Below are 22,491 nucleotides of genomic sequence, written 5' to 3'. Positions count from 1 at the left end.
CCGGCTTCTCACTCTGAGTGCCGGGGTCCGGCCGTTTACGGCGTCAGGGATACGCCGCCGGATCCCGAAGCCGCAGCGTTCGAACGGACCCGGGCGTCATGCCGCCCGCGTTCTCCACAATCCCCCGGCCGTGAAGCGGAAAAACCGGCGTATGCTGGATTGGACACTCGTGATGCGTAAGGTCTCGGTTGGTACATCATAAGCCTGTACAGAGGAGGCGTGGAGACACGTGGAGCATGCTTTGACGTGATATTTACATTGAATATGCGTTTTGCTCGAAATACATCGCTTTGTGATATATGTGTGCAGCGAAGTAGAACGCTCTGCTTATGCAATGTCCTTCAACCTTGCTGGTGCAACGTTAGCGAGCACGCTTGTGACGATCTGGCGCAACTCTTCGAACGACTCGGCAGGCCAGCACTCGAGCACGCACTCGTTTCAGTACGCTCGGCCACATGGCTCGCGTGAGGCATGCAGCACGCAGTACACGCGGACCGCGTAAACGTCACGACCTGCAACGCATCCCGAACTATCTGTACTTCATTCGTATTGGTTGTTGACTGATTTTGTCTATGCACCTTTCGATGCCTGCTAGGAAATTTGTTCTGAAGTCCTACAGGACTCGATAGTCGATCTACTGGCTACTGGCTACTGGCTACTGGCTACTGGCTACTGGCTACTGGCTACTGGCTACTGGTAAGGTTGCGTTCGCTACCAGCACATCAGTCACGCTATTGGCCAATGCAGGTATTCAGCGAATTCGCAAGTTATCGCAACCGGCTTGTCCTTCGCATACAGCAAGCCGGCCCCCATCCCGAAGCGATTCGCCTGCCCGTTGGCTCTGAAAAGAAAAAGCGCCAGCGGGAAAAACCAGCTGGCGCTTCAGGACATCAGATGCCTGGCTCAAGAGCCTCGTCGGATGAGCCGGATGATAAACAGCAGAATGACCGCACCGATCACGGCGGTAATGATCGAGCCGATCCAGCCGCCGCCGAGCGAGATATGCAGTACGCCGGCGAGCCATCCGCCGATGAACGCGCCGACAATCCCGACGATGATGTCGACAATCAGACCGAAGCCGCCGCCTCTGACGAGTACACCCGCGAGCCAGCCTGCGATCGCGCCGATGATGAGCCATGCAATGACGCCGTGTTCCATATTCGAGACTCCATGGTTGAGTGTGAAAAAATCACGGTGATAGAGCTTAGTCGAAGGTTATGGGGCAGTCCATGTTCAGGACACTGAATTAACATTGTCTGAATCTTCAGCAAGTTAAGTGTAGACGATGCGCGCCAATAAAGGGGATCGACGCGCTGCGGTTCACTCGGGGGTCGGCTCCACTTCCCGGGCCGTCCAGCTGACGCTGGAGACGCTCTTTTCCATGCTGAGGCGGCTTGCCATCTGTTCGAGCTTCGATTGATCCTTCGGATGCATCTTGAGCGTCGCCGTTACGCGGATGCGCCCCGATTCGTTCTCGACATCTTCGCTCATCAAGCTCTGGAACGACAGCGGCGCCGAGTACATCGAGTTGGAGATCGCGGTGCGAATGTGGATCTCGTCGGCTTCGAGGCAGACGATCGTCAGCATGTACTCGCGCACGAGATCGGCGTTTGAAACCGGCGTCGAGTTGATCATGCGGCTGACTTCGCGCAGCAGGGTGTTGGTCAGCAGCACGATCACGGTGCCCGCGAGCGCCGGCCCGTAATGTCCCGCGCCGCTCAACACACCGACCGCCGCTGAGCACCACAGCGTGGCTGCCGTGTTGATCCCCTGAATGGAGCCCTTGTCGCGCATGATGACGCCGCCGCCGAGGAAGCCGACGCCGGACACCACATAGGCGGCGATCTGCGTAATGCCGCTCACGCCGTTGCCGGTCAGCACGCCGAGCGTCACGAACAGGCACGCACCGCTCGCGACCAGTGTGATCGTACGCAGCCCGGCATTGCGCTGCCGTATCTGCCGTTCGAGGCCGATGGCGACGCCGCAGGCGAACGCGGTGAGAAGCCGCAGGAAGAAATCGAGTGTCATCGTTCAGAAAGGTTGGCGTGTGGTTGCCGCGCGGTTGGCGCAGTGTGAAGCCTACGCGTGACAGCCGCGCGTCGTCTACCGTCGCCGGTTTGAAGGACGACCGTAGTCATGCATGGCAAAGCACGCGAACGCAAGCGCGCTGCACGGGCAACACAAAAAGTGAGCGGAAAAAAGCGACGTGCGCCGTCGAGCCAGGAAGCAGGACGGCGACAGAAAGACTGACGCGGAAATCCTGCCGATCAGGCGATCGGGCGAAGCGAAGCTCGGCAAGTACTACTGCTACTGTCCAAGATCGTGGTTCCGGTTAATTGAAGTGGGCGAATTTTAGGCGGTTGCACAACGCTTGGTCAAGCCTCGAACGCACGGTACAGGTTCTGCGCAACGACTTTCAACCAGGTATTGGCGGTGGCGTTGTGAAGAGGCGGCGATATTAGTTGCGACTCCGAATATTGACGTTGTTCATTGAACAATACCGTCCGGGTATTCGAGAATAACGCTCACCCCGTGCATTACGTTTTGCTTTTTTGAGCTTGCTATTTCATCCGCTGGCATGTGCTCATGCGCTCCGATGCGGCACGATTCGACGAGCCTTACCCGGAACTCAACCCGGCCCACCCGGCACGAGCCGCAAACGTGTGATTTCAGAAGGCGCGCCAAGCCGCTTCGGCGGTCCCCAATAGCCGGTGCCGCGGCTCGTGTAGACCCACAGTCCGTTCAGGCGCGCGAGGCCCGCCGTGAACGGCTGCTGGAATCGCACGAAGAAATTCCACGGGAAGAACTGGCCGCCGTGCGTGTGGCCCGATAGCTGCAGCGTGAAGCCGGCCGCCGCGGCGGCTTCGGCGGAACGCGGCTGGTGCGCGAGCAATACCTTGAGCGGCACGTCGCGAGGCGCGCCGGCGAGCGCCGCAACCGGGTCGCTGCGATGCGCGGGATCATGATGGCCCGCCGAGTAATCGGTGACGCCGGCAATCACGGCGCGTGCGCCTTCGTGATCGACCACGACGTGTTCGTTGAGCAGCACGTTCAGGCCGAGGCGACGGAATTCGTCGATCCACGAGTTCGCACCGGAGTAGTACTCGTGATTGCCCGTGACGAGAAACGCGCCATGCCGTGCAGTGAGCCGCGACAACGGCTGCGTATGTCGGCTCAGTCGCGGCACGCTGCCGTCGACTATGTCGCCGGTCACGGCAATCAGATCGGGCTTCAAGCGGTTCACCGCATCGACGATGGCGTCGACGTAACGCACCTTGATCGTCGGGCCGACGTGGATGTCGCTGATCTGCACGATCGTGAAGCCCGCGAGCGCGGGCGGCAGATCGTTGATCGGCACGTCGATCGTTACCACGCGCGCGCGACGGCGCGCGTTGAAGAAGCCGATCAGCGTCGAGATCAACGCAAGTACCGGCACGGCCGCCGCCGAGCCGGCGCGCCAATGCGCGAGCGCCAATGTGTTCGGCCAGATCGCATCGACCGCAAGCAGCGAAGCGAGCACGAGGTCGCGCGCAAACGTCAGCACGAGCAGCGACGAGAAGAAGCCCATTGCGGGCAAGCCGATCCACGCGAGCCGGTCGCCGAGCGGTTGGCGCTTGATGCGGCGCGCCATCATGCCGAGCGGAATCAGGAAGACCGAAGCGACGAGCCACAGCACGCACAGCCAGCGGCCGGTGGTGTCGATCGGCAGAGCGGGAATCAGGCGCACGCCGACGTAGAGATGCATCAGGATGCCAATCAGGATCAGGCGAACTAGAAACGATGAAAGACGCATAGAGAAGATCGAGGCGGGAAGGGGCGAAGGCGCAGCGGCAATCGGTTGACGGGCGACGCACGCGCGGGATCGCGAACGCGGCGAATTATTCTACCGGCATGTCCGAGCCTTTGCCGACGCCGCGAAAGTCGTGCAAATCATGGGCGGATCCTCGGCCGATCATGAGCGAAGCATGTGCCCTTGCGGCACGCGGCACACATGCCCAGCACCGCCTCGCGATATGTTCAGGGCATCTATCTCCACGGCACATCTACAGACACGGGCTCGCTAAATACCCGACGACCGGCCATTCGTATGCCCACCCGCGCCGCATTTTAATGTCCAGGCAAGCTAATTAAATGGGCTTTGAATTGTATTCGCGCGTGGACTATTCTTGAAGCAAACCAGTCTGTCTCCGGTCACGGCAGCGGCATTGCAAGGTCACGGCAGAGCTTGCCGCGTGGGTCGCGCGGGGCGGTCACGACTGGTTCTGTCGCCGGGAAAGAGATCGGTCGGGGGGGACGCACCATGAAGCTGCTCAAATCGGGCCACCTGTTCCACCATGTGCACCACGCGCATCCTCATCATGTACATCGCGTCGGGCACGAGGGCAGTCACGTGATGCTGCCGCTGGTCGGCATCTCGCTGATGGCAATCGCACTCTACCTCGGCGTGCGCGACATCGACTTCTCGCAGTTGGGCAAGGACGCGCTGTTCTATGTGGTGATGGTGAGCGTCGCGCTCGGTATCGCGGGGTTGTTCGGTGCGGTCGGCGCATGGCTGCGCTCGAGCGGCGACGAAGCCGACGAAGGCTTCTGCTTCGTCGGCGCGCTGATCGGCACGGTGGTGTTTTATATCGCGATGATGACCTGAGCGAGGCCAATCAACGGTGCACGAAGCGCTACTCGCCCCGCCGTCCGCTGTGTCGTCGCTTTGCGCGCCGCACCATGCGCGAGACACGTCGTCCGCTCACAGCGACAAACGGCCATGCAACAGCGACATACCGCAGCGCGCCACAACACACGTGCTCACAGCGCACACGCTCACAACAAATGCTTCAACGCACCTCGCGCCTCAAACAATCCGCGCCGCTTCGTCGAATGAAAAACGCGGGCTGCGCGGGAACAGCTTCGACGCATCCCCGTAACCGAGATTGATCAAGAAGTTCGCCTTCACGGTCGTGCCCGCGAAGAACACCGCGTCGACTTTGGCCGCATCGAAGCCCGACATCGGACCCGTATCGAGGCCGAGCGCGCGGGCCGCGAGAATCAGATAGCCGCCTTGCAGCGTCGAGTTGCGAAACGCGGTATCGGCAATCGCGCGCTCGTTGCCGACGAACCAGCTGCGCGCATCCGCATGTGGAAAGAGTTTCGGCAGATACTCGTAAAACGCCATATCCGTGCCGACGATCACCGTGACCGGCGCGGCCATCGTCTTCTCGAGATTGCCCGCCGATAACGCTGGACGCAGCTTTTCCTTGCCTTCGGGCGTCTTCACGAACACGAAGCGGCCCGGGCTCGAATTGGCCGAGGTCGGGCCGAGCAGCACGAGTTCGATGAGTTGGTGCAGCACGGCATCGTCGATCGGTTTGTCTTGCCAGCCGTTGTGCGTGCGCGCTTCGCGAAAGAGCTGATCGAGCGCCTGGTCGGAAAGAATCATGAGCCTGCTCCGTGCGAAGGAAAACGAGCCGGGGAAGGGCGCGGCATACCGCGTCGAATGACAGAGCAAGGCGCGGGCGTCGGCGGGCACGCGTTGTCGTCATGCTTGCCGCCATAATAGCCGGGGTTTTCATGCACCCGCCCGCATTCAACTCGAAGCCGAACTTATCGATGACGGATCTTTTCGACGACCTGCCGACGCCCGACGTCGACTGGTATCCCGACTGGCTCGCGCCGGCCGATGCCGCGCAACGGTTCGCGCGGCTGATCGGCGAGGTGGAGTGGCGCCAGGACATGATGGGCACGCCGGCCGGCCGTGTCGCGTTGCCGCGTCTGACCGCGTGGCAGGGCGAGCCGGATGCCGTGTACGTCTACTCGGGCATCCGCAACGTGCCGCAAGCGTGGACGCCCGCGGTCGCCGAACTGAAGGCCGCCGCCGAGGCGACGAGCGGCGTGCGCTTTAACAGCGTGCTGCTGAACCGCTACCGCAGCGGCACCGACAGCATGGGCTGGCACGCCGACCGCGAGCGCGAACTCGGCAGCCGGCCGGTGATCGCGTCGGTCAGTCTCGGCGTCGCGCGCACGTTCGATCTGCGGCACAACCGCAGCGGCCGCATGCAGTCGTTCTCGCTGAAGGGCGGCAGCCTGCTCGTGATGAAGGGCGACACGCAGGCCGAGTGGCGCCACCGGGTGCCGAAGGAGCCGGGCGTGAGCGGCGAGCGCATCAATCTGACGTTTCGCTGGATCGTGCCGGGAGTCGCGCCACGGTAATTCCGCGAATGACCGTGCGCCGACTCGATACACCGACCCGTGCGCTATACCAAAATTGATATCGACGACGCGAATCATATGATTGGACGGTTAACGCGTCGCACAGTACGCTACATCACGATCCGCGCACCGTGAGGGCCGCGAGGGCTGGACAGGTCGCCGGGTCGTCTACACAACAATCAGGAGACAGTCATGGCGAATAGACGACGTGCCGCGTGTCGCGCTCTGGGCGCGCTTGCACTTTCCGCGAGTCTCGGTGCGCTGACGTTGGCGACGTCCGGCGCTCATGCCGAAGGCAAGCAGATTACGCTCGGTTTCGCACAGGTCGGCGCGGAAAGCGCATGGCGTACGGCCAATACCGAATCGGTGAAATCAGCGGCGGCGGATGCCGGCATCAAGCTCAAATTCTCCGACGCACAGCAGAAACAGGAAAACCAGATCAAGGCGATCCGCTCGTATATTGCGCAGAAAGTCGACGTGATCGCGTTCTCGCCGGTCGTCGAATCGGGCTGGGAACCGGTGCTGCGCGAAGCGAAGGCCGCGAACATTCCGGTGATCCTGACCGACCGCAACGTCGACGTGAAAGACCCGTCGCTCTACGTGACGATGATCGGTTCGGACTTCCTCGAAGAAGGACGGCGCGGCGGCCGCTGGCTCGAGGAGCACTACAAGAACGACAAGGGGCCGATCAATATCGCCGAACTGCAGGGCACGGTCGGCTCGGCGCCGGCCAACGATCGCCATGCGGGTCTGATGGAAGTCATCAAGAACGATCCGAAGTTCAAGATCATCGCGTCGCAAAGCGGCGACTTCACGCTCGCCGGCGGCAAGCAGGTGATGGAAGCGTTCGCCAAGACCTACGGCAACAAGATCAACGTCGTCTATGCGCATAACGACGACATGGCGCTCGGCGCGATCCAGGCGATGGAAGAAGCCGGCATGCATCCGGGCAAGGACATCGCCGTCGTGTCGTTCGACGCAACCAAGGGCGGCTTCCAAGCGATGGCCGGGGGCAAGATGAACGTCGACGTCGAATGCAGCCCGCTGCTCGGGCCGCAGCTGATGACGGCCGTGAAGGACATCGTGGCCGGCAAGCAGTTGCCCAAGCGCATCGTCACGGAAGAGACCGTGTTCCCGATGAGCGTGGCCGCGGAGACGCTGCCGAAGCGTAAATACTGACGCGACATGGGCGGGAGCGCGACGGCGGTCCCCGCTCACCGACCGGCGCCGGACGATGCCACGGCCGGCGCACGGGAGGCGCGCAGTACGGGCAGAGCGAACCGGTTTCTCCAGTGGTGCTACCTGACCGCCCGGGCTGCTTCGGCAGCGGGCGGTCTCTTTTCGTCGGCGAGCCCCTGAGCCTGCCGACCCGCGCCTTGCCAGGCGAGCGAGGTCCATGATCCCATCCGCATTTGAAGCGGGGCAGCCGTACCGCGGCATGAATGGCACGTACCACACGCACGCACGGCACGCTCAGTTCGTGGTGGACGCGGATCGTGATCGGCGCGCTGCTGTGCGCGTTCTGCCTGTTGCCGCGCCTGATCGAGCGGCATGCGAAGCCGATGCGGCGGCGGGGTGGCACGAGCGCGGCGGCTGGCGACGGCGAGGCTGGCGCGCCTCACTCCGCGTGAGGCCGCCGCCCGCCCGAATGCAAGAGCGACAGCAACGGCCAGCCGAGATTGACGCCGAGACTCGCCGCGACGATCAGCACCATGCCCGCGAGTTGCGGCAGCGACAGCGCGCGGTGATACATGAGCGCATCGACGACGATCGCGGTGAGCGGATACACGAACAGCAGCACCGCGATCACAGGCGTGCTCAGTTTCGGCAGCGCGCCATAGATCAGCACGTACGACAGCCCCGTATGCAGCACGCCCATGCCGATCAGCCAGAACCATTGCAACGGGCCGATATGCGTGAGCGTCAATGGCGCGATGAGCGGTGCAATAAGCGGCAGGCACACCACGCCGACCGCGCACTGCGCGAGCGTCAGCAGATGCGGGCGCAACTCACCAAGGCTCTTCGCGATCAGCGTGACGCTCGCGTACAGCAGCGAGCCGAACAGCGCCTCGCCGAGACCGATCAGATAGCTCGTGTGGCCTTGCAGGTTGCCGCTGGCCGCGACGCCCGAGGCGAGCACGAGTCCGACGAACGCGGTGGCGATCCAGCCGAGCCGGTCCGCGCCGAGCCGCTCGTTGAAAAGCGCCGCGCCGATCAGCACGACCCAGAACGGCTGCACATGAAACACGACTGTCGCGACCGCGATGCTCGTGCGATGAATCGCATCGAAGAAACCGACCCACTGCGTAACCATCAGTACGCCTGAAATCAGCGCAAGCGCGACCGTGCGGCGTGTAAACTGCGCGCGCGTGAAAAAGCCCTGCCATGCGCAATACGCGGCCAGCGACAGAAAGCCGAACAGGCAGCGAAAGAACACGAGCGTGAGCGCATCGAGCCGCGCTTCCTCGACGAACACGCCGAGCGTGCCCATCAGCAATCCGCCGCTCGCGAGCGTGAGCGCGCCTTGTTGACGTTGGCTGAGGGACATGCGAAGCGGCTCCATAGGGTCGTGAACCAGGGTGATGAGCCCGAGTATTGCGCCGCTTGCGGCCTCATCGCAAACGAATTAAATTGAGCAATCCCATAAGCTGGATTGATAAATCGTGAACCCTGAATTCGACGTCGATCTGTTGCGCAGCTTCGTCGCGGTCGTGGAAGCGGGCAGCTTCACGAAGGCGGCGGCGAGCGTGCATCGCTCGCAGGCGGCCGTCAGCATGCAGATCAAGCGGCTCGAAGCGATGCTCGGCACGACGCTGTTCGCGCGCAACACGCGCAACCTGTCGCTGACGCGGCCCGGCAATACGCTGCTCGAATACGCGCGGCGCGCGCTCGCGTTGCAGGAAGAGGCGTGGGCGGCGATCGTGCGGCCCGAGGTGACCGGGCGCGTCGTGCTCGGCGCGCCGGACGATTACGTGTCGTCCTTGCTCTCGCCGGTGTTGCGGCGTTTCGCGACGCTGTACCCGCGCGTCGAGATCGAGATCGTCTGCGCGCAAAGTACCGCGCTTGCGCCGATGCTCGCCGACAACAAGATCGACCTCGCATTCGTCACGCGCGACCGCAAGCTGCGCGGCGAATTCGTGCGCAGCGAACCGATGGTGTGGGTGGGCGCGTCGGCCGATACGGCGGTGCTGAAGGCGTCGCCGTTGCCGGTGGGACTCTACGAGCCGGGCTGCGTCGCGCGTCAGCACACGCTGGCCGCGCTCGACGGCGCGCGTATCCGCTATCGCGCGGCGTTCAGCAGCGCGAGCCTGATGGGGCTCGTCGCGACCGTCGACGCGGGTTTGTCGGTGATCGCGCTCACGCGTTGCAGCGTGCCGCCGCGGCTCGCGATGCTCGGCGAGGCACAAGGGCTGCCGAAGATCGCACCGCTCGAAATCGTGGTCGCGCGTAGCGCGAAATCGGACCGGCCGACCTGCGATTATCTGGCGCAGCAGATGGTGCAGGATCTGTCGTTGCGCTAGGGCGCGGTTCCGCGCGGACCTTTTACGCCGTGCCTTATGGGTAGCCCTTAAGGTAGCTCTTGCAGGTGGCGCTTTATACGCAGCCCTACCTAATCACGCGGATAAGCCGTCACCTCGCCCTCGACCGTTAGCCGTACCCGTTCCCCCGGCTGCGGACACAGATAACCGGGCACGCGTGCGCGCACCATCGTCCGCGTGGCGGACTGCAATTGCAGCGCGACGCTCGCGTCCTGCCCCTGGAAGATCACCTCGGTGACGAGCGCATCATGCGCGGCACCGTCACGCGCGGCTTCGCCGGCACGCAGCAGGCGGATCTGCTCGGGCCGCAGCATCACGTCGACCGCGCCATGGCCGCTGGACGCGAGCGGCGCGGCCAGCGCGAGATCGCCGAGCTCGCAACTCGCGCGATCCTGCTGCGCCATGCCCGGCAACAACACCGCCTCGCCGACGAACGACGCGAGCTCGCGCGTCACGGGCCGCCGGTACAGCGCCTCGGGCGTCGCGGTCTGGATCAGCCGGCCGTTCCATAGCACCGCAACTTCATGCCCGAGCGACAGCGCCTCGGACTGATCGTGCGTAACCAGCACCGCCGTCGCTCCCGCTGCGGCGAGCGCGCTCGCGACCGCCTGGCGCGTCTCGACGCGCAGCGCCGCATCGAGCGACGAGAACGGCTCGTCGAGCATCACTAGCGTCGGTGCCGGTGCGAGCGCACGGGCCAGTGCGACGCGCTGCTGCTGACCGCCCGACAATTGCTGCGGCGCACGCTCGCCGAAATGCGTGGGCAGGCCAACCAGTTCGAGCAGTTCGGCGACGCGATGGCGCGCGCGGCGCTGCGTGCGCGGCAGGCCGAACACGATGTTGTCCGCGACCGATAGATGCGGAAACAGCGCGCCTTCCTGAGGCACGTAGCCGATGCGGCGCTGTTCCGACGGCACGTGCAGACCGTCGCCGGCCACGCGCCGTCCGTCGATCTCGACGCTGCCGCCGTCCGCGCGCTCGAAGCCGCACAGCAGACGCAGCAGCGTCGTCTTGCCGCTGCCCGACGGACCGAGCAGCGCGAGCAGGGTGCCGCGCTCGACCGACAGATCGATGCCGTGCAGCACCGGGTGGCCGTCGAACGATTTGCGCAGTCCGCGGATACGAAGTTCGCTCATGAAAATCCGATGGAGTCCGAAGATAAAGGCCGGCGATGGCTTACATGGTTCAAGCGCGCTCGCCGAGCAGGGCCGAGCGGCCGAACAGCGCGAACAGCAGTCCCGAGGCGAGCAGCGAAATGCCCGTGAGCAGCGCCGCGTACGGCGCGGCCGCGGCGAATGCCATCGTCGAGGTGTCGGCCCAGACCTGGGTCGCGAGCGTTTGCGTATCGAGCGGCGAGAGCAGCAGCGTCGCGTTCAGTTCGGTGACGACCGAGATGAACACCATCGCCGCCGACGCACCGAGGCCCGGACCGGCGAGCGGCAGGATCACGCGCACGAGCGTTTGCGGCCAGTTCAGGCCGAGTGCGCGCGCGGTTTCCTCGAGACGCGGCTGCGCCTGCATGAACGCGGCGCGCACGCTGACGAGCGCGACTGGCATGAACAGGATCGCATACGCGACGACCAGCAGCGTCGCGCTCTGATAGAGCGGCTGCAGCGCATGCACCGCGAGCGAGACGATCGCGAGCGCGATCACGAGTCCCGGCACGCCTTGCGCGAGAAACACGCTGCGCTCGAACAGCGTCGCGCAACGCGTCGGATAGCGCACCAGCAGAAACGCGAGCGGCACCACGAGCAGCGTGGTCAGCGCGGCGGCGGCGAGGCCGAAGCCGAGCGACGACAGCGTCGCGTTCCACAGCAGTTCCGGCGATACGTCGGCGGGCGTGACGGCGGCCGCGCCCGGTTGCGTGAGCCAGAAGCCGATCATGCCGAGCGGCACGCCGAGCGTCGCGAGCGTGAGCAGCGCGAAGCCCACGACGACGATCCAGCGCCATGCGCCGAGTTCATAGCGCAGCACCGCGCGGCGCGTGCCGCGATCGACGCGCTCGTAGCGCGCCGCGCCGCGCACGCGAAACTCGAACGCGAGCACGGCGAGACAGATGACGATGAGCAGACACGCGAGCAGCGAGGCGCCGCCGCCGTCGAAACCGGTGCGGAATTCGGCGTAGATCTGCGTCGTGAAGGTACGAAAGCGCAGCAGCGTAAACGCGCCGAATTCGGAGAGCACCCCAAGCGCGACGAGCAGCATGCCGCCGAGCAGCGCGGGGCGCAGTTGCGGCAACACGACGCGCATGAAGCTGGTCCAGCGGTTGCAGCCGAGCGCGCGCGCGCTTTCTTCGAGCGCCGGGTCCATGCCGCGCAGCGCGGCAGCAACCGGCAGATAGACGAGCGGAAAATACGCGCAGGTCAGCACGAGGAGCGCGCCGTTGAAGTCCTGCAGGTTCTCGCTCAGCGACACCCAGGCATAGCTCGAAATGAAGGCCGGCATCGCGAGCGGCGCGGCGCACAGCACGGCCCACGCGCGGCGTCCCGGCAGATACGTGCGTTCGACGAACCACGCGGCCGCCGTGCCGAGCACCGCGCAGACGAGCGTGGTCGCAACGGCAATCAGCAACGTGTTGACGAGCAGTTCGCCGACGAGCGGCCGCCAGATCAGATCGAGCGCTTCGCCGATGCCGAAGCTCGCGGCACGCCAGAACGTAAACGCAATCGGCAGCAGCACCAGCAAAGCGCTGAGTGCCGCCGCCGCGAAGAGACCGCGCGGCGCGCGCGAACGCATGCGCGCCGGAGGCGGGGAGACAGCCGGCGGACCGGCTGACAGTGCTTCGCTCATTTACAGCAGGCCCGCCTGACGCAGCAGCTTGCCGGCCTGGCTATCGTCGCCGAGTTGCTGGATCGTCAGCGCGGGCGGCGTCAGTTCCGCGAACGGCTTGAGCGCCGGGTCCGGCGCAACGCCCGCGTGCAGCGGATACTCGAACATCACGTGGCTATTGGCCATCAACTGCTGCGCGCGCTCGCCGACCAGATAGGCGAGAAACTTCTGCGCGCCGTCCGCGTTGTGCGCCGACTTCAGCACGCCCGCACCCGATACATTGACGAGCGCGCCGACGTCGCCGTGGCCGAAGTGATAGATCGCGCTGCGCGTTTTCGCGTCGCCGATCTCCGCATGCAGACGCGACCAGTAGTAGTTGTTGATGAGGCCGGTCGCGACCGCGCCGCGATTGACCGCGGCGACCACGCCTTCGTCGTCGTCGAAAATCTGCGAGTTGGTTTTCAGGCCCTTGAGCCAGGCAAGCGTCTGCTCTTCGCCCTTCAGCGCGAGCACGGCGCTCACGAGCGGCAGGAAGTCGGCGTCGCTCGGCGCGATGCCGACCTTGCCTTTCCATTCCGGCTTCGCGAGATCGAGCGCCGACTGCGGCAGTTGCGCCGGTTGCAGCTTCGCCGTGTTGTAGGCGAGCACGCTTTCGCGCGCGGTCACGGCAACCCATGCGCCGCTTGGCGAATTGAAGCGCGCGGGCACGGTCGCGAGCGTCGTTGCGTCGGTTTTGGCGAGCAGGCCCTTTTCCTCGAGCAGCATCAGCTCCGGCGAGTTCTCGGTGAAGTACACGTCGGCGGGCGAGGCCGTGCCTTCCGCGACGATCTGCGCGGCGAGCGCCGGGCCTTCGCCGTTGCGGATTTTCACCGAGATGCCGGACTGCTTCTCGAAGTCCTTGGCGAGCAGATTGACGACCTGCTCGTGCTGCGCGTTATAGAGCGTGATCGATGCCGCGTGTGCCGCCGACGGCAGCGTCGCGAAAGCGGTGAGCGAGAGCGCGGCCACGCTGCCGAGCGCGCGCAGGCGGGTGGCAAACCAGGAATGAGCCATGTTGCGGAATTCCGTTCTGATTATGTTGAGTGGGCCGGTCGCCAGGCGACCGGCGTGCTTCGTTTGCTTCGGATGTCTGATGGATATTGCGCGGGAGTCCGTGCGCGCATCACGTCTCGAACAGCCCCGCGCCGACATACGAACCCGGCTTCGCCCCCGGCGGCACGACGAAGATCGCGCTGCCGACGTGGGTCGTGAACTGGTTCATCATGTCGAACTTCGCGAGCCGTTCGTTGATCGGGATGAAGCCGCTACGCGGGTCGCTCTGGTGCGCGATGAAAATCAGCCCCGCGTCGTACTCGGTTTCCTGGCGCCATGGCGGCCAGCGCTCGATATAGAAGTTCGTGCCTTCGTTGTACGAATACGAGCGGCGCAGAATCTGCGCGCCGTTGTTGCTCGCCTGATTCGACAGACGCACGTGCGAGTTCTCCGGAATCACCGGATTGCCGTCCTTGTCCTCGGCCTTCAGGTCCACCGGGTCGAACTCGTGCTTGCTGCCGATCGGCGCGCCGCTGTATTTGTGGCGGCCGAACACCTGCTCCTGGAAGCCGAGCTCGGTGTTGTCCCAGTGTTCGAGCGTGATGCGGATGCGCCGCACGACCGTGTAGGTGCCGCCTTCCATCCACGGCGCGTCGTCGGTGGCGCGGGCCCACACGAACTGGTTCATCAGTTCCGGCTTCGCGGTCGACGGGTTGTTGGTGCCGTCCTTGAAGCCCATCAGGTTGCGCGGCGTCTGCCCGCGCGGACCCGACAGGAAACCGGCCTGGCCCCAGCGCATCGTCGCGACGCCGTAGGCGTGGCGCGACAGCTGGCGCACCGCGTGAAACGCGACTTGCGCGTCGTTCGCGCAGGCCTGGATGAACAGGTCGCCGCCGGTCTTCTCCTTGACTAGCTGATCGCCGTTGAAGCGCGGCAGATCGACGAGCGCGGCGGGGCGGCGCGAGGCGAGCCCGTAACGGTCCTGGCCGTCCTTCGTGAAGAGGCCGGGGCCGAAGCCGAACGTGATCGTGAGGCCGTTCGGGCCGAGGCCGAGCACGTCGCCGGAATCGGGCGCGGCCTGGTTGTCGCCGGCGTCGCCCGTGGGCAGCGCGGCGGCCGTATTGCCCTGCGTGAGGCGCGCGGCCGCTTCGGTCCACGCGCGCAGCAAGGCGATCACGTCGTCGCGCTTGTCGGTGGTCAGATCGAGTGCGGCGACATAGGTGTGGCTCTGCTGCGGCGTGGTGATGCCGCCTTGATGCGCGCCGTAGAACGGCTCGACCGCGAGCTGCGGATCGGTGCTCTGCGCGTTCGCGGTGCTAGGCGCGGGCGCTTTGGCGAACGCGGCCTGCGAGCTTGCGAGGCCGGCGCCGAGCGACGCGCCGGCCGCGACCGCCGCACCGCCCGCCTTCAGAAAGCCGCGCCGCGACGGACGTTGCGGACGTTGCGGCTTTGGGGGTTGATCGTTTGTCATGGTCACTTCGTTTTCAAGGGGGCCGACGCGCGTGGCTTACTTCGCGAGCACCAGCGTATTCACGTCGTCTTCGACGTAGTAGAAGCCGTCGCCTTCCGGCGTCATCGCGATGCCGAACAGGTCGCCGTTGCCCGGCGGCGATTGCGCCTTGTCGGTGTCGATCCAGCGCGCGTAGAGCTGTTTGCCGCTCGCCGGATCGATTTCGACGACCTGGCCGTTCAGCGCGTTGGTCACGAGCAGATGGCCGTTGGGCGCGGTGGTCATCGCGAGCGGACGATGCAGCAGGCCGTCGGCGGTCAGCTGGCGGCCGACGCCCGCGCTCGTGTCGCGCGTGAGCGGATCGTCGATCTCGGTGATGCGGTTGCCGATCGCATCGGACACGTACAGCAGCTTCTGATCGGCCGACAGCGACAGCCCGGTCGGGCCGACGAGGAACACGCCCTTGTCGGCCTGCGCGCCGAAGCCGCTGCCGATCACGGTTTCCTTCTTCACGACGGGCGGCTTGTCCTGCGGCACGTCGAGGTCGAGGCGCAGCACGGTGGCCTGCTTGAACACGGGCGGTTCGCCGTCCGCGCCGCCGACGCCGAAGCCCGCGTTGCTGACGAACAGCGTCGCGCTCGTGCCGTTGTCGACCACGGCCATGTTGCCCCACGGGTCGTTGATGTTCGGGCTCGAGATCGTCGAGGCGATCTTGCCTTGCGGGTCGATCACGATCAGGCAGCCCGCGCCCTTGGTGCCGGTGGTGCCGTCGTTGCTCGGCGTGCTGCCGACGATCACGTAGCCCGACTTCAGCATCGTCATCGCGGTCGAGAGGCCGATGCCGCCCGGGCATTCCTTGAGGTCGCGCGGCACGGTCGCGAACACCGTCATCTGTTGGGTGTCTGGGTGATAGTCGACGATCGTGCTGCCGGTGCCTTGCAGGTTCGTCGAGTTGTTGAAGTTGCCGACCAGCACGTCGCCCTTCTTCACGGTGCCGGCGCTGACGGGTGCGACCACGACCGCGTACGGATTCTGGTCGCCGTTATCGGGCACGGTGTTGATGAGCGTCGTGTGGTGCTTGATGGTTTCGAGGAAACCTTGCGGCTCGGCATGGGCGGCGCTGGTCGTCACGAGAGCAGCAGCGGCTGCCATGGTGGTTGCAGCAGCGGTTGCGGCGAGCCGGGCCCGCGCGGCGCGCGGCGAAAACTGGCGCGTGGGATGGTTCACGATTGGGCCTCCGTACATGAGCACAAAGCGTGGGTAGCGGTGAGGAGCGAAAGCATGGAAAGTGCGGGTCCGATTGCGTGTGAGTGCAGGCGTGTCTGAATGCCTGCGTGGAGAGAGGGCACGAGCGGCATCAGAAATTGATGAGGGTCCGTACGCCGACGACGAACGTATTGCGCAGCGGCTGCGTCGGATCGTTCGGGTTCTGGCCGGCGCCCGCGTTGAACGTGTACTGCGCGTCGGCCTGCAGTTGCCACCACGGATTGACCTGGTACTGGTAGGTCGCTTCGAGCGCGGTTTCGCTCGTGCGCACGCCGTACGGGCCGCCGTTGAATGCCAGGGTATCCTGATCGAGTCCGTTGACGTGATTGCCGATCTTGATGTAGGTCAGCGCGAGACCGGCGCTGTCGTTGTCGCGGCCCTTGAACGGCGCTTTCAGCACGATGCCGAGGTTCGCCGCGAGGCTCACGAGGTTGCGGTCGCCGGGGGCGCCCATCACGCGCGCGAACACGCCGAGGCTGCGCGGCTCGTCGGGGTCCGGACGCCACACCATCTGGTCGGCGACCGCGTAGATGCTGTAATTGCCGTGATGGTTCGCGGCCACGCCGGTGGACGCCGGGTTCGCGAGCGACAGGCCGAGGTTGTCGTAACGCTGATCCGCGAAACTGTTCGTGTTGTACCAGACGCCGATCTTGTAGGTGCCGGGCAGGCCGCCGCCGCCCGCGCCGACCATCTGACCGTCGGACGGCTGGTTGATCGCGTACTGCAATTCGCCGATCCACAACGCGCCGTTATGCAGGTTGAAGTTCGTGCCGCTCATGTTGCTGGGGTCGTTGCCGAGCGGGTCGCCCGAGTACACGCCGGCCAGCGCGGTCAACGACGGCGTGATCTGGCCGCGCACGCGTACGCCGAGCGCCGAGAGCGGATACGCGGGGCCGCCCGAGGGCAGGTCGTACGAGGGCAGCGCGGGCCAGCCGAACATCGTGTTGAGGAACAGCGCCGCGTACGAACTCACGATGAATTCCTGGTCCAGACTTTGCTGGCCGATCTTCACGTCGACGCGCTTGTCGAGAAACGACTGCTGATACCAGAGTTCCCACAGACGCGTCGCGTCGTCGGCCTCGATTCCGCTCGCCGTATTGAGCGTGCCGAGCTTGTTGGCGCTGAGGTTCGCGCCGTGGATCTGCAGCGCGCTCACGTTGAAGAGGCCGCCGGGCAGGCCGAACGCCTTCGAGGTGTCCATCTGCAGGGTGGCGGTCGTGAGGCCGTCGTAGTCGGCGCCGCGCGCGAGACCGCCGCGCAGGTTCGCGAGCACTTCGCTGGTTTCGGTCACGGTGAGGGTCACGCCGTATTTGCCGAGCCACGGACGCAGGCCGCCGATGTCGCCGAGCATCTGCTGACGGTTCCAGACGCCGGTCCACTGGTCGGTCTGGGCCGCCTGGATTTTCAGGTCGGCTTCGGGCGCTTCCGGGGTGGCGTCGGGACTGGTTTCGGCCATCGCCGTGCCGGCGTTCAGCGAGGCCCATGCGAAGGCCGTGCAGAGCGCGACGTGCCGCATCGAAGGCAGGCGCGTACGATGGGTTGCAGCGGGACGTGTCGAGGAGTCGCAAGGAGGACGCGCGTAGGCGCGGCGTCCGTTGAGTTGGGCAAACTTCATCGAGATCCTTATTGATGTTGTTTCTACTGATCGAATCAACGTTGCGACTGCCCCGCGTGCGAATTCGCGCGATGTCCCGGGATGCCGGCGCAGTAGATGGCGTGATCGTACGTACTCGGATTTCAGGAGTCAATATAAATGAGAACGATTCTCATCAATATTACTGCGGTGTAATGCCGCTCTTTACGGACTGCGCCCAAAAGGCATGACGGCGTAATGAATGAGGAATTAATATGTAATTTAATCGTATTTATGTGGTCGTACGAAACGTGCGCGAGCGCGCGATGTCGAAGCGCACGGGTAATTTGACAGCCAACGTAAGGAGAGGGAAATGAATCGACGCATTCTTCTGGTTTCATTGCTGACGAGCGGTGCGCTGCTCGCGGGCGGCGCGGCGCATGCGCAGATGAGCCTGAAGCAGTTCGGCCTCGGCGGCGGCGACAGTTCGACCGGCGGTTCGGCCGGCGGCGGGCTCGGCGCCGCGGTGGGCAATGCACTGGGCGGTAATGCCGGCAGTACTTCGTCGAGCGGCGTGTCGCAATTGCTGCAAGGCTATGTGGGCGCGAACCAGCAGGTGCTGAGCGGTCAATCGAGCCTCGCCTCGGCGATGGGCATGACGAGCGCGGCCGGCCAGGCGCAGCAGGCCGCGGGGCTGCTGAGCGGCGGCACGCCGTCGGTCAGCCAGTTGACGCAGATGGGCAGCACGCAGCAGTCGTTGTCGCAGAAGCTCACCGGTGCGTTCGCGAGTCAGGCGAGCGGCGGCGCGTCGGCGGCGCCGGTCGACAAGCAGGCGTTTACCGATGGGCTGTCGTCGTTCGGCAAGGGCGTGAGCCAGTATTCGAGCTTGCAGTCGGGGCTCGGCAGCGTCGGCCAGATGAGTCCGTCCTCGTTGCTGCAGTCGGGGCTCAATCCGCAGACCGCGCAAAGCGCGTCGTATATCGCGCAATCGGCGCCGGGGCAGTTGAAGTCGTTGACGTCGACGCTCAGTGCGGCCGTGCAGTTCGCGTCGAGCCATGGCATCAGCGTGCCGTCGGCCGCGACGGCGGCGTTGAAGGGCATGTAGCCGCGGCGGGAGGAAGCGGGTAGCGGGCGCGGCGCGGACATCGTTGCTTTCCGCTCGGCCGTGCCATGCCGGAGAGACGCAAAAAGCCGCTATGATCGTTTCATGAGGCGGGCCGCGTGCTGTGTGCTGTGTGCCTATGAGCATGCATCGCAACGTGCAGACAGGCGCGGCCCGCGCGTGCCGAACTCGCTCCTCTCTACCGGAACCACGCCGATGCCCCACGCCATCAATCTCGAACGCTACTTCGCGCGCATCGGCTACACGGGCCCGCGCGCGGCCACGCTGGAAGTTCTGCAGGTGCTTCACGGGCTGCACCCGGCAGCGATTCCGTTCGAAAACCTCAACACGCTGACGGGCCGCCCCGTCAGGCTGGACCTCGAAGCGATCGAGCACAAGCTCGTCGCCAGCAGGCGCGGCGGCTACTGCTTCGAGCAGAACTCGCTGTTCGCCAACGTGCTGATGCAACTCGGCTTCAGGATCACGCCGATGCTCGGGCGCGTGCTGTGGGGGCGCGCATCCGATACGATTCCGCCGCGCACGCACATGGTGCTGCGCATCGACCTCGGCAACGACACATGGATCGCCGACGTCGGCTTCGGCAGCGTGACGCTGACCGAGCCGCTGCGTCTGAGCGCGGGCATCGCGCAACCGACGCCGCTCGGCACGTTCCGTCTCGCCGACGCCGGCCGCGACATGCTGACGCTCGAAATGCAGGAGCCCGACGAAAGCTGGGTGCGCGTCTATCGTTTCGATCTGCATCCGGTCGAATGGATCGATTACGAAACGTCGAACTGGTACACGTCGACCTCGCCGGATTCCATCTTTGCGCAGAACCTGATCGTGTGCCGCGTGTTGCCGGGGCTGCGCGTCACGCTCTTTAACGATCAGTTGAACGAACGCGATGCACAAGGGCGGCTCGTCACCGAGCGGCAACTGGCCAGTGCCGGCGAGCTTGCCGATTGTCTGCGCGAGCGCTTCGGGTTGAATCTCGAAGACCTCGACATCGGCGCGGTGTTCGAGCGCGTGCGCACGCGCGGCGAGGCCGCCTGACGGCGACGGCCCAAGACGCCTGCATAAGGAGCCGATCCAAGGGAGATATCGCCATGATCGCGCGTCTGATCCTGCAATCGCTCGCGTGGCTCGCGAGCATGGGCGTGCTGCTGTTCGGCGCGGCGGGCACGCTCGCATGGCCGGCCGCATGGTGGTATCTGATCGAACTGGCCGTGTTGAGCCTATGGCTCGGCGTGTGGCTCGCGCGGCACGATCCCGCGTTGCTGGCCGAGCGGCTCGCGCCATTCGTGCAGACGCAGCAGAGCCGCTGGGATCGTCTGTTCATGGCCGCGGTCGCGCCCGCGTGGCTCGGCTGGCTGATCCTGATGGGCTTCGATGCGGTGCGCTTTCGCTGGTCCGCGCCGCTGCCGCTCTGGCTCGCGAGCTTCGGCGCGCTATGCGTGTTCCTCTGCATCTTCCTGTGCCGCTTCGTGTTTCGCGCCAATAGCTATGCGGCGCCGGTCGTGAAGATTCAGGCGAGCCGCGGTCATAAGGTTGCCGACACGGGGCCTTATGCGTATGTGCGTCATCCGATGTATGCGGACGCGCTGCTGTTCTTCGTCGGCACGCCGCTGTTGCTCGGCTCGTGGTGGGGACTCGCGGCGTTGCCGGTGGCGGCGTTCGGCTTCGGTTGGCGCGCGGTGCGCGAGGAGCGTCTGCTTGCCGAACAACTCGACGGTTACGCGGCCTATATGAAGCGCGTGCGGTTCCGCTTCGTGCCGTTCATCTGGTAGGCGCGCAGCGTCGAGCGTCCGGCCTCGCCGCCGAACCGGGTAAGATTGGGCCCGGCCGCCGGAGAACCGGCCACGGTGTACGACGTGTATTGCCGGCGCACGACCCATGAGGCTTGCAGTGAAAACAACGACACAGGCGCGCGGCGTGTCCGCCGTACCGGACGACCCGCACCACGGGCAGGACCACGAGCGGGAGCGGAACCGCGCCGGCCGCGGCCGCGATGCACTGGTCAAGGCGGTGCCCGCTTATGAGCAGATCAAGCGTTATGTGCTCGATCGCATCGGCGAGGGTGTCTGGAAACCGGGCGGGCTGATTCCGTCCGAAACGGAACTGGTCAAGGAATTCGGCGTCGCGCGCATGACGGTGTCGCGCGCGCTGCGCGAACTGACCGCTGAGCGCGTGCTTACGCGTGTGCAAGGCTCGGGCACATTCGTCGCGGCGCAGCGTTATGAATCGACGGTGCTGGAAATCCGCAATATCGCCGATGAAATCGCCGCGCGCGGTCATCGCCATACGGCGCGCGTGCTGACGCTCGAACCGGGCGACGACGCCGAAGCGCTCGACGCGCTCGGTCTCGCAAACGGCCCCGCGTATCACTCGTGCATCGTGCACAGCGAGGAAGGCGTGCCGATCCAGTACGAGGACCGCTACGTCAATCCGAAGGTGTTCCCCGAATACCTGCAACAGGATTTCTCGGTCGAAACGCCGAATCACTACATGGTGCGGGTCGCGCCGGTGCAGCGCGCCGAGTTTCGCATCTACGCGCAAAAGCCCGATGCCCATGTGCGGCGGCATCTGATGATGGATATCGGCGAGCCGTGTCTGCTGCTATGGCGGCGCACGTGGGTCGGCGAGAACGTCGCGACCTCGGTGCGGCTATGGCATCCGGCCTCGCGTTTTCATCTGGCCGGGACCGTATAGCACGGCGTTGTTTCAGCCGCGCTTCGCTGCGCATTCAGCCATTCGACTCAGGGCGCGGAGACCGAATCGAGCCCGGTCGAGCGGACCGTCTCCTGCGCCGCGGGCGACGCGAGATAGTCGAGCAGCGCTTTCGCTTCGCGCGGATGCGGCGCATTCACCGGAATACCTGCGGCATAGCGCGTGACCGATTGCACCGATTCGGGAATCTTGCCGACGAAGGTCGCGCCCTTGACCGGCAGCAATTCGCTGACCTGCTGGAAGCCGACTTCGTAGTCGCCGTTCGCGACGACCGAGGCAACCGGAATCTTCGGCACCATCTTCGCTTTTGCGCTCACCTGATCTTCGATACCGAGCCGCTTGAACATCTCGCGTTGAATATAGACGCCGCTCGCGCTGTCCGAGTAGGCGATCGATTTCGCGTGCAGCAGCGTGTTTTTCAGCCCTTCGATCGTGCTGATGTCGGGCTTCGGCGCGCCGTCGCGCACGACCATGCCGATGCGCGAATCCGCGAGTTCCACGCGCGAGCCGGGAATGACCTTGCCCTGCTTGATCAGATCGTCGAGTGCATAGCCGACCATGATGACGACGTCGGCGGATTCGCCGCGCGCGAGCCGGTTCGGAATCGCTTCGGGCGATTGACCCATCGACGGTCCGAGGATCGTGTCGAGCGTGTTGCCGCTCGAGGCCTCGAACGTCGGCCCGAGTTCCTTGTAAGCGGCGGTGAAGCCGCCCGAGGTCATGACGCGCAGTTCGGCCGCCTGCACGTTCGTCGCGGCGACGGTGTTGCCGAGCAAGCCGGCGGTGAACAAGGCCAGAAAGAATTTTTTCATCGCGATGAGTGAGAGTACGG

Annotated in this window: 20 protein-coding genes and 1 pseudogene; 9 read left to right on the top strand and 12 right to left on the bottom strand. The window is 65.0% G+C overall.

Annotated elements, in window-relative coordinates; translation table 11 throughout:
- Positions 1-903 precede the first annotated feature (903 nt).
- From F3J19_RS31340 to F3J19_RS31330, 3 genes are all read right to left on the bottom strand, one after another.
- On the bottom strand, positions 904-1,158 hold the full coding sequence (locus F3J19_RS31340) for a GlsB/YeaQ/YmgE family stress response membrane protein (RefSeq protein ID WP_167050220.1): 255 nt from the start codon (positions 1,156-1,158) through the stop codon (positions 904-906).
- Positions 1,159-1,320: 162 nt separating this feature from the next.
- Positions 1,321-2,028 (bottom strand): MgtC/SapB family protein, encoded by a 708-nt coding sequence (locus F3J19_RS31335; RefSeq protein WP_167050218.1) that lies wholly within the window; start codon positions 2,026-2,028, stop codon positions 1,321-1,323.
- Positions 2,029-2,629: 601 nt separating this feature from the next.
- Entirely contained in the window at positions 2,630-3,793 is a 1,164-nt protein-coding gene (locus F3J19_RS31330) for a metallophosphoesterase (protein WP_167050216.1), read from the bottom strand.
- Positions 3,794-4,300: 507 nt separating this feature from the next.
- On the opposite strand from F3J19_RS31330, the gene F3J19_RS31325 reads away from it, so the two are divergent.
- Positions 4,301-4,645: a hypothetical protein gene (locus tag F3J19_RS31325; protein ID WP_167050214.1), complete on the top strand. Its 345-nt coding sequence runs from the start codon at positions 4,301-4,303 to the stop codon at positions 4,643-4,645.
- 201 nt (positions 4,646-4,846) lie between these two features.
- On the opposite strand, the gene F3J19_RS31320 is transcribed toward F3J19_RS31325, so the two are convergent.
- Positions 4,847-5,431 (bottom strand): malonic semialdehyde reductase, encoded by a 585-nt coding sequence (locus F3J19_RS31320; protein WP_167050212.1) that lies wholly within the window; start codon positions 5,429-5,431, stop codon positions 4,847-4,849.
- Positions 5,432-5,601: 170 nt separating this feature from the next.
- Here F3J19_RS31320 and F3J19_RS31315 point away from each other — a divergent pair, with 170 nt between their 5' ends.
- From F3J19_RS31315 to F3J19_RS31305, 3 genes and pseudogenes are all read left to right on the top strand, one after another.
- Complete coding sequence (locus tag F3J19_RS31315) at positions 5,602-6,201, top strand: alpha-ketoglutarate-dependent dioxygenase AlkB (RefSeq protein WP_167050210.1); 600 nt, start codon at positions 5,602-5,604, stop codon at positions 6,199-6,201.
- A gap of 192 nt (positions 6,202-6,393) precedes the next feature.
- Complete coding sequence (locus tag F3J19_RS31310; protein ID WP_240159379.1) at positions 6,394-7,380, top strand: ABC transporter substrate-binding protein; 987 nt, start codon at positions 6,394-6,396, stop codon at positions 7,378-7,380.
- A gap of 287 nt (positions 7,381-7,667) precedes the next feature.
- Positions 7,668-7,784 (top strand): annotated as a pseudogene (locus tag F3J19_RS31305) (sugar ABC transporter permease YjfF); the annotation flags it as partial.
- 35 nt (positions 7,785-7,819) lie between these two features.
- Here the strand turns inward: F3J19_RS31305 and F3J19_RS31300 are convergent.
- Positions 7,820-8,749 carry a DMT family transporter gene (locus tag F3J19_RS31300; RefSeq protein ID WP_167050208.1) on the bottom strand — a complete coding sequence of 310 codons (930 nt, stop codon included), beginning with the start codon at positions 8,747-8,749 and terminating at the stop codon, positions 7,820-7,822.
- Between the two features lie 115 nt (positions 8,750-8,864).
- On the opposite strand from F3J19_RS31300, the gene F3J19_RS31295 reads away from it, so the two are divergent.
- Positions 8,865-9,722, top strand: a complete 858-nt coding sequence (locus F3J19_RS31295; protein WP_167050206.1) for a LysR family transcriptional regulator — start codon at positions 8,865-8,867, stop codon at positions 9,720-9,722.
- A gap of 89 nt (positions 9,723-9,811) precedes the next feature.
- On the opposite strand, the gene F3J19_RS31290 is transcribed toward F3J19_RS31295, so the two are convergent.
- The 6 genes from F3J19_RS31290 to F3J19_RS31265 form a co-directional block, all read right to left on the bottom strand.
- Positions 9,812-10,876 carry an ABC transporter ATP-binding protein gene (locus F3J19_RS31290; protein ID WP_167050204.1) on the bottom strand — a complete coding sequence of 355 codons (1,065 nt, stop codon included), beginning with the start codon at positions 10,874-10,876 and terminating at the stop codon, positions 9,812-9,814.
- A gap of 49 nt (positions 10,877-10,925) precedes the next feature.
- The gene (locus tag F3J19_RS31285; protein WP_167050202.1) at positions 10,926-12,530 is read right to left on the bottom strand and encodes an iron ABC transporter permease; all 1,605 of its coding nucleotides are present in this window, start codon (positions 12,528-12,530) and stop codon (positions 10,926-10,928) included.
- Entirely contained in the window at positions 12,531-13,562 is a 1,032-nt protein-coding gene (locus F3J19_RS31280) for an iron ABC transporter substrate-binding protein (protein WP_167050200.1), read from the bottom strand.
- A gap of 109 nt (positions 13,563-13,671) precedes the next feature.
- The gene (gene efeB, locus F3J19_RS31275) at positions 13,672-15,012 is read right to left on the bottom strand and encodes an iron uptake transporter deferrochelatase/peroxidase subunit (RefSeq protein ID WP_167050198.1); all 1,341 of its coding nucleotides are present in this window, start codon (positions 15,010-15,012) and stop codon (positions 13,672-13,674) included.
- Positions 15,013-15,048: 36 nt separating this feature from the next.
- Positions 15,049-16,143: a hypothetical protein gene (locus tag F3J19_RS31270; protein ID WP_240159380.1), complete on the bottom strand. Its 1,095-nt coding sequence runs from the start codon at positions 16,141-16,143 to the stop codon at positions 15,049-15,051.
- A gap of 205 nt (positions 16,144-16,348) precedes the next feature.
- Entirely contained in the window at positions 16,349-17,872 is a 1,524-nt protein-coding gene (locus F3J19_RS31265) for a carbohydrate porin (RefSeq protein WP_167050194.1), read from the bottom strand.
- A 331-nt stretch (positions 17,873-18,203) separates the two neighbouring features.
- On the opposite strand from F3J19_RS31265, the gene F3J19_RS31260 reads away from it, so the two are divergent.
- From F3J19_RS31260 to hutC, 4 genes are all read left to right on the top strand, one after another.
- Positions 18,204-18,935 carry a hypothetical protein gene (locus F3J19_RS31260; RefSeq protein ID WP_167050193.1) on the top strand — a complete coding sequence of 244 codons (732 nt, stop codon included), beginning with the start codon at positions 18,204-18,206 and terminating at the stop codon, positions 18,933-18,935.
- A gap of 213 nt (positions 18,936-19,148) precedes the next feature.
- Entirely contained in the window at positions 19,149-19,985 is an 837-nt protein-coding gene (locus tag F3J19_RS31255) for an arylamine N-acetyltransferase (RefSeq protein ID WP_167050191.1), read from the top strand.
- A gap of 53 nt (positions 19,986-20,038) precedes the next feature.
- The gene (locus tag F3J19_RS31250) at positions 20,039-20,719 is read left to right on the top strand and encodes an isoprenylcysteine carboxylmethyltransferase family protein (protein WP_167050189.1); all 681 of its coding nucleotides are present in this window, start codon (positions 20,039-20,041) and stop codon (positions 20,717-20,719) included.
- A gap of 226 nt (positions 20,720-20,945) precedes the next feature.
- On the top strand, positions 20,946-21,641 hold the full coding sequence (hutC, locus tag F3J19_RS31245) for a histidine utilization repressor (RefSeq protein ID WP_205193417.1): 696 nt from the start codon (positions 20,946-20,948) through the stop codon (positions 21,639-21,641).
- A 47-nt stretch (positions 21,642-21,688) separates the two neighbouring features.
- Here hutC and F3J19_RS31240 read toward each other — a convergent pair whose 3' ends face one another.
- Positions 21,689-22,471, bottom strand: a complete 783-nt coding sequence (locus tag F3J19_RS31240; protein ID WP_167050187.1) for a substrate-binding domain-containing protein — start codon at positions 22,469-22,471, stop codon at positions 21,689-21,691.
- Positions 22,472-22,491 lie beyond the last annotated feature (20 nt).

The organism is Burkholderia sp. Ax-1724 (assembly GCF_011752995.1).
In the GTDB taxonomy this organism is placed as follows: Bacteria; Pseudomonadota; Gammaproteobacteria; order Burkholderiales; family Burkholderiaceae; genus Paraburkholderia.
The sequence above is the reverse complement of the archived record's forward strand: the minus strand, read 5'-3'. Positions and strand labels throughout refer to the sequence as shown.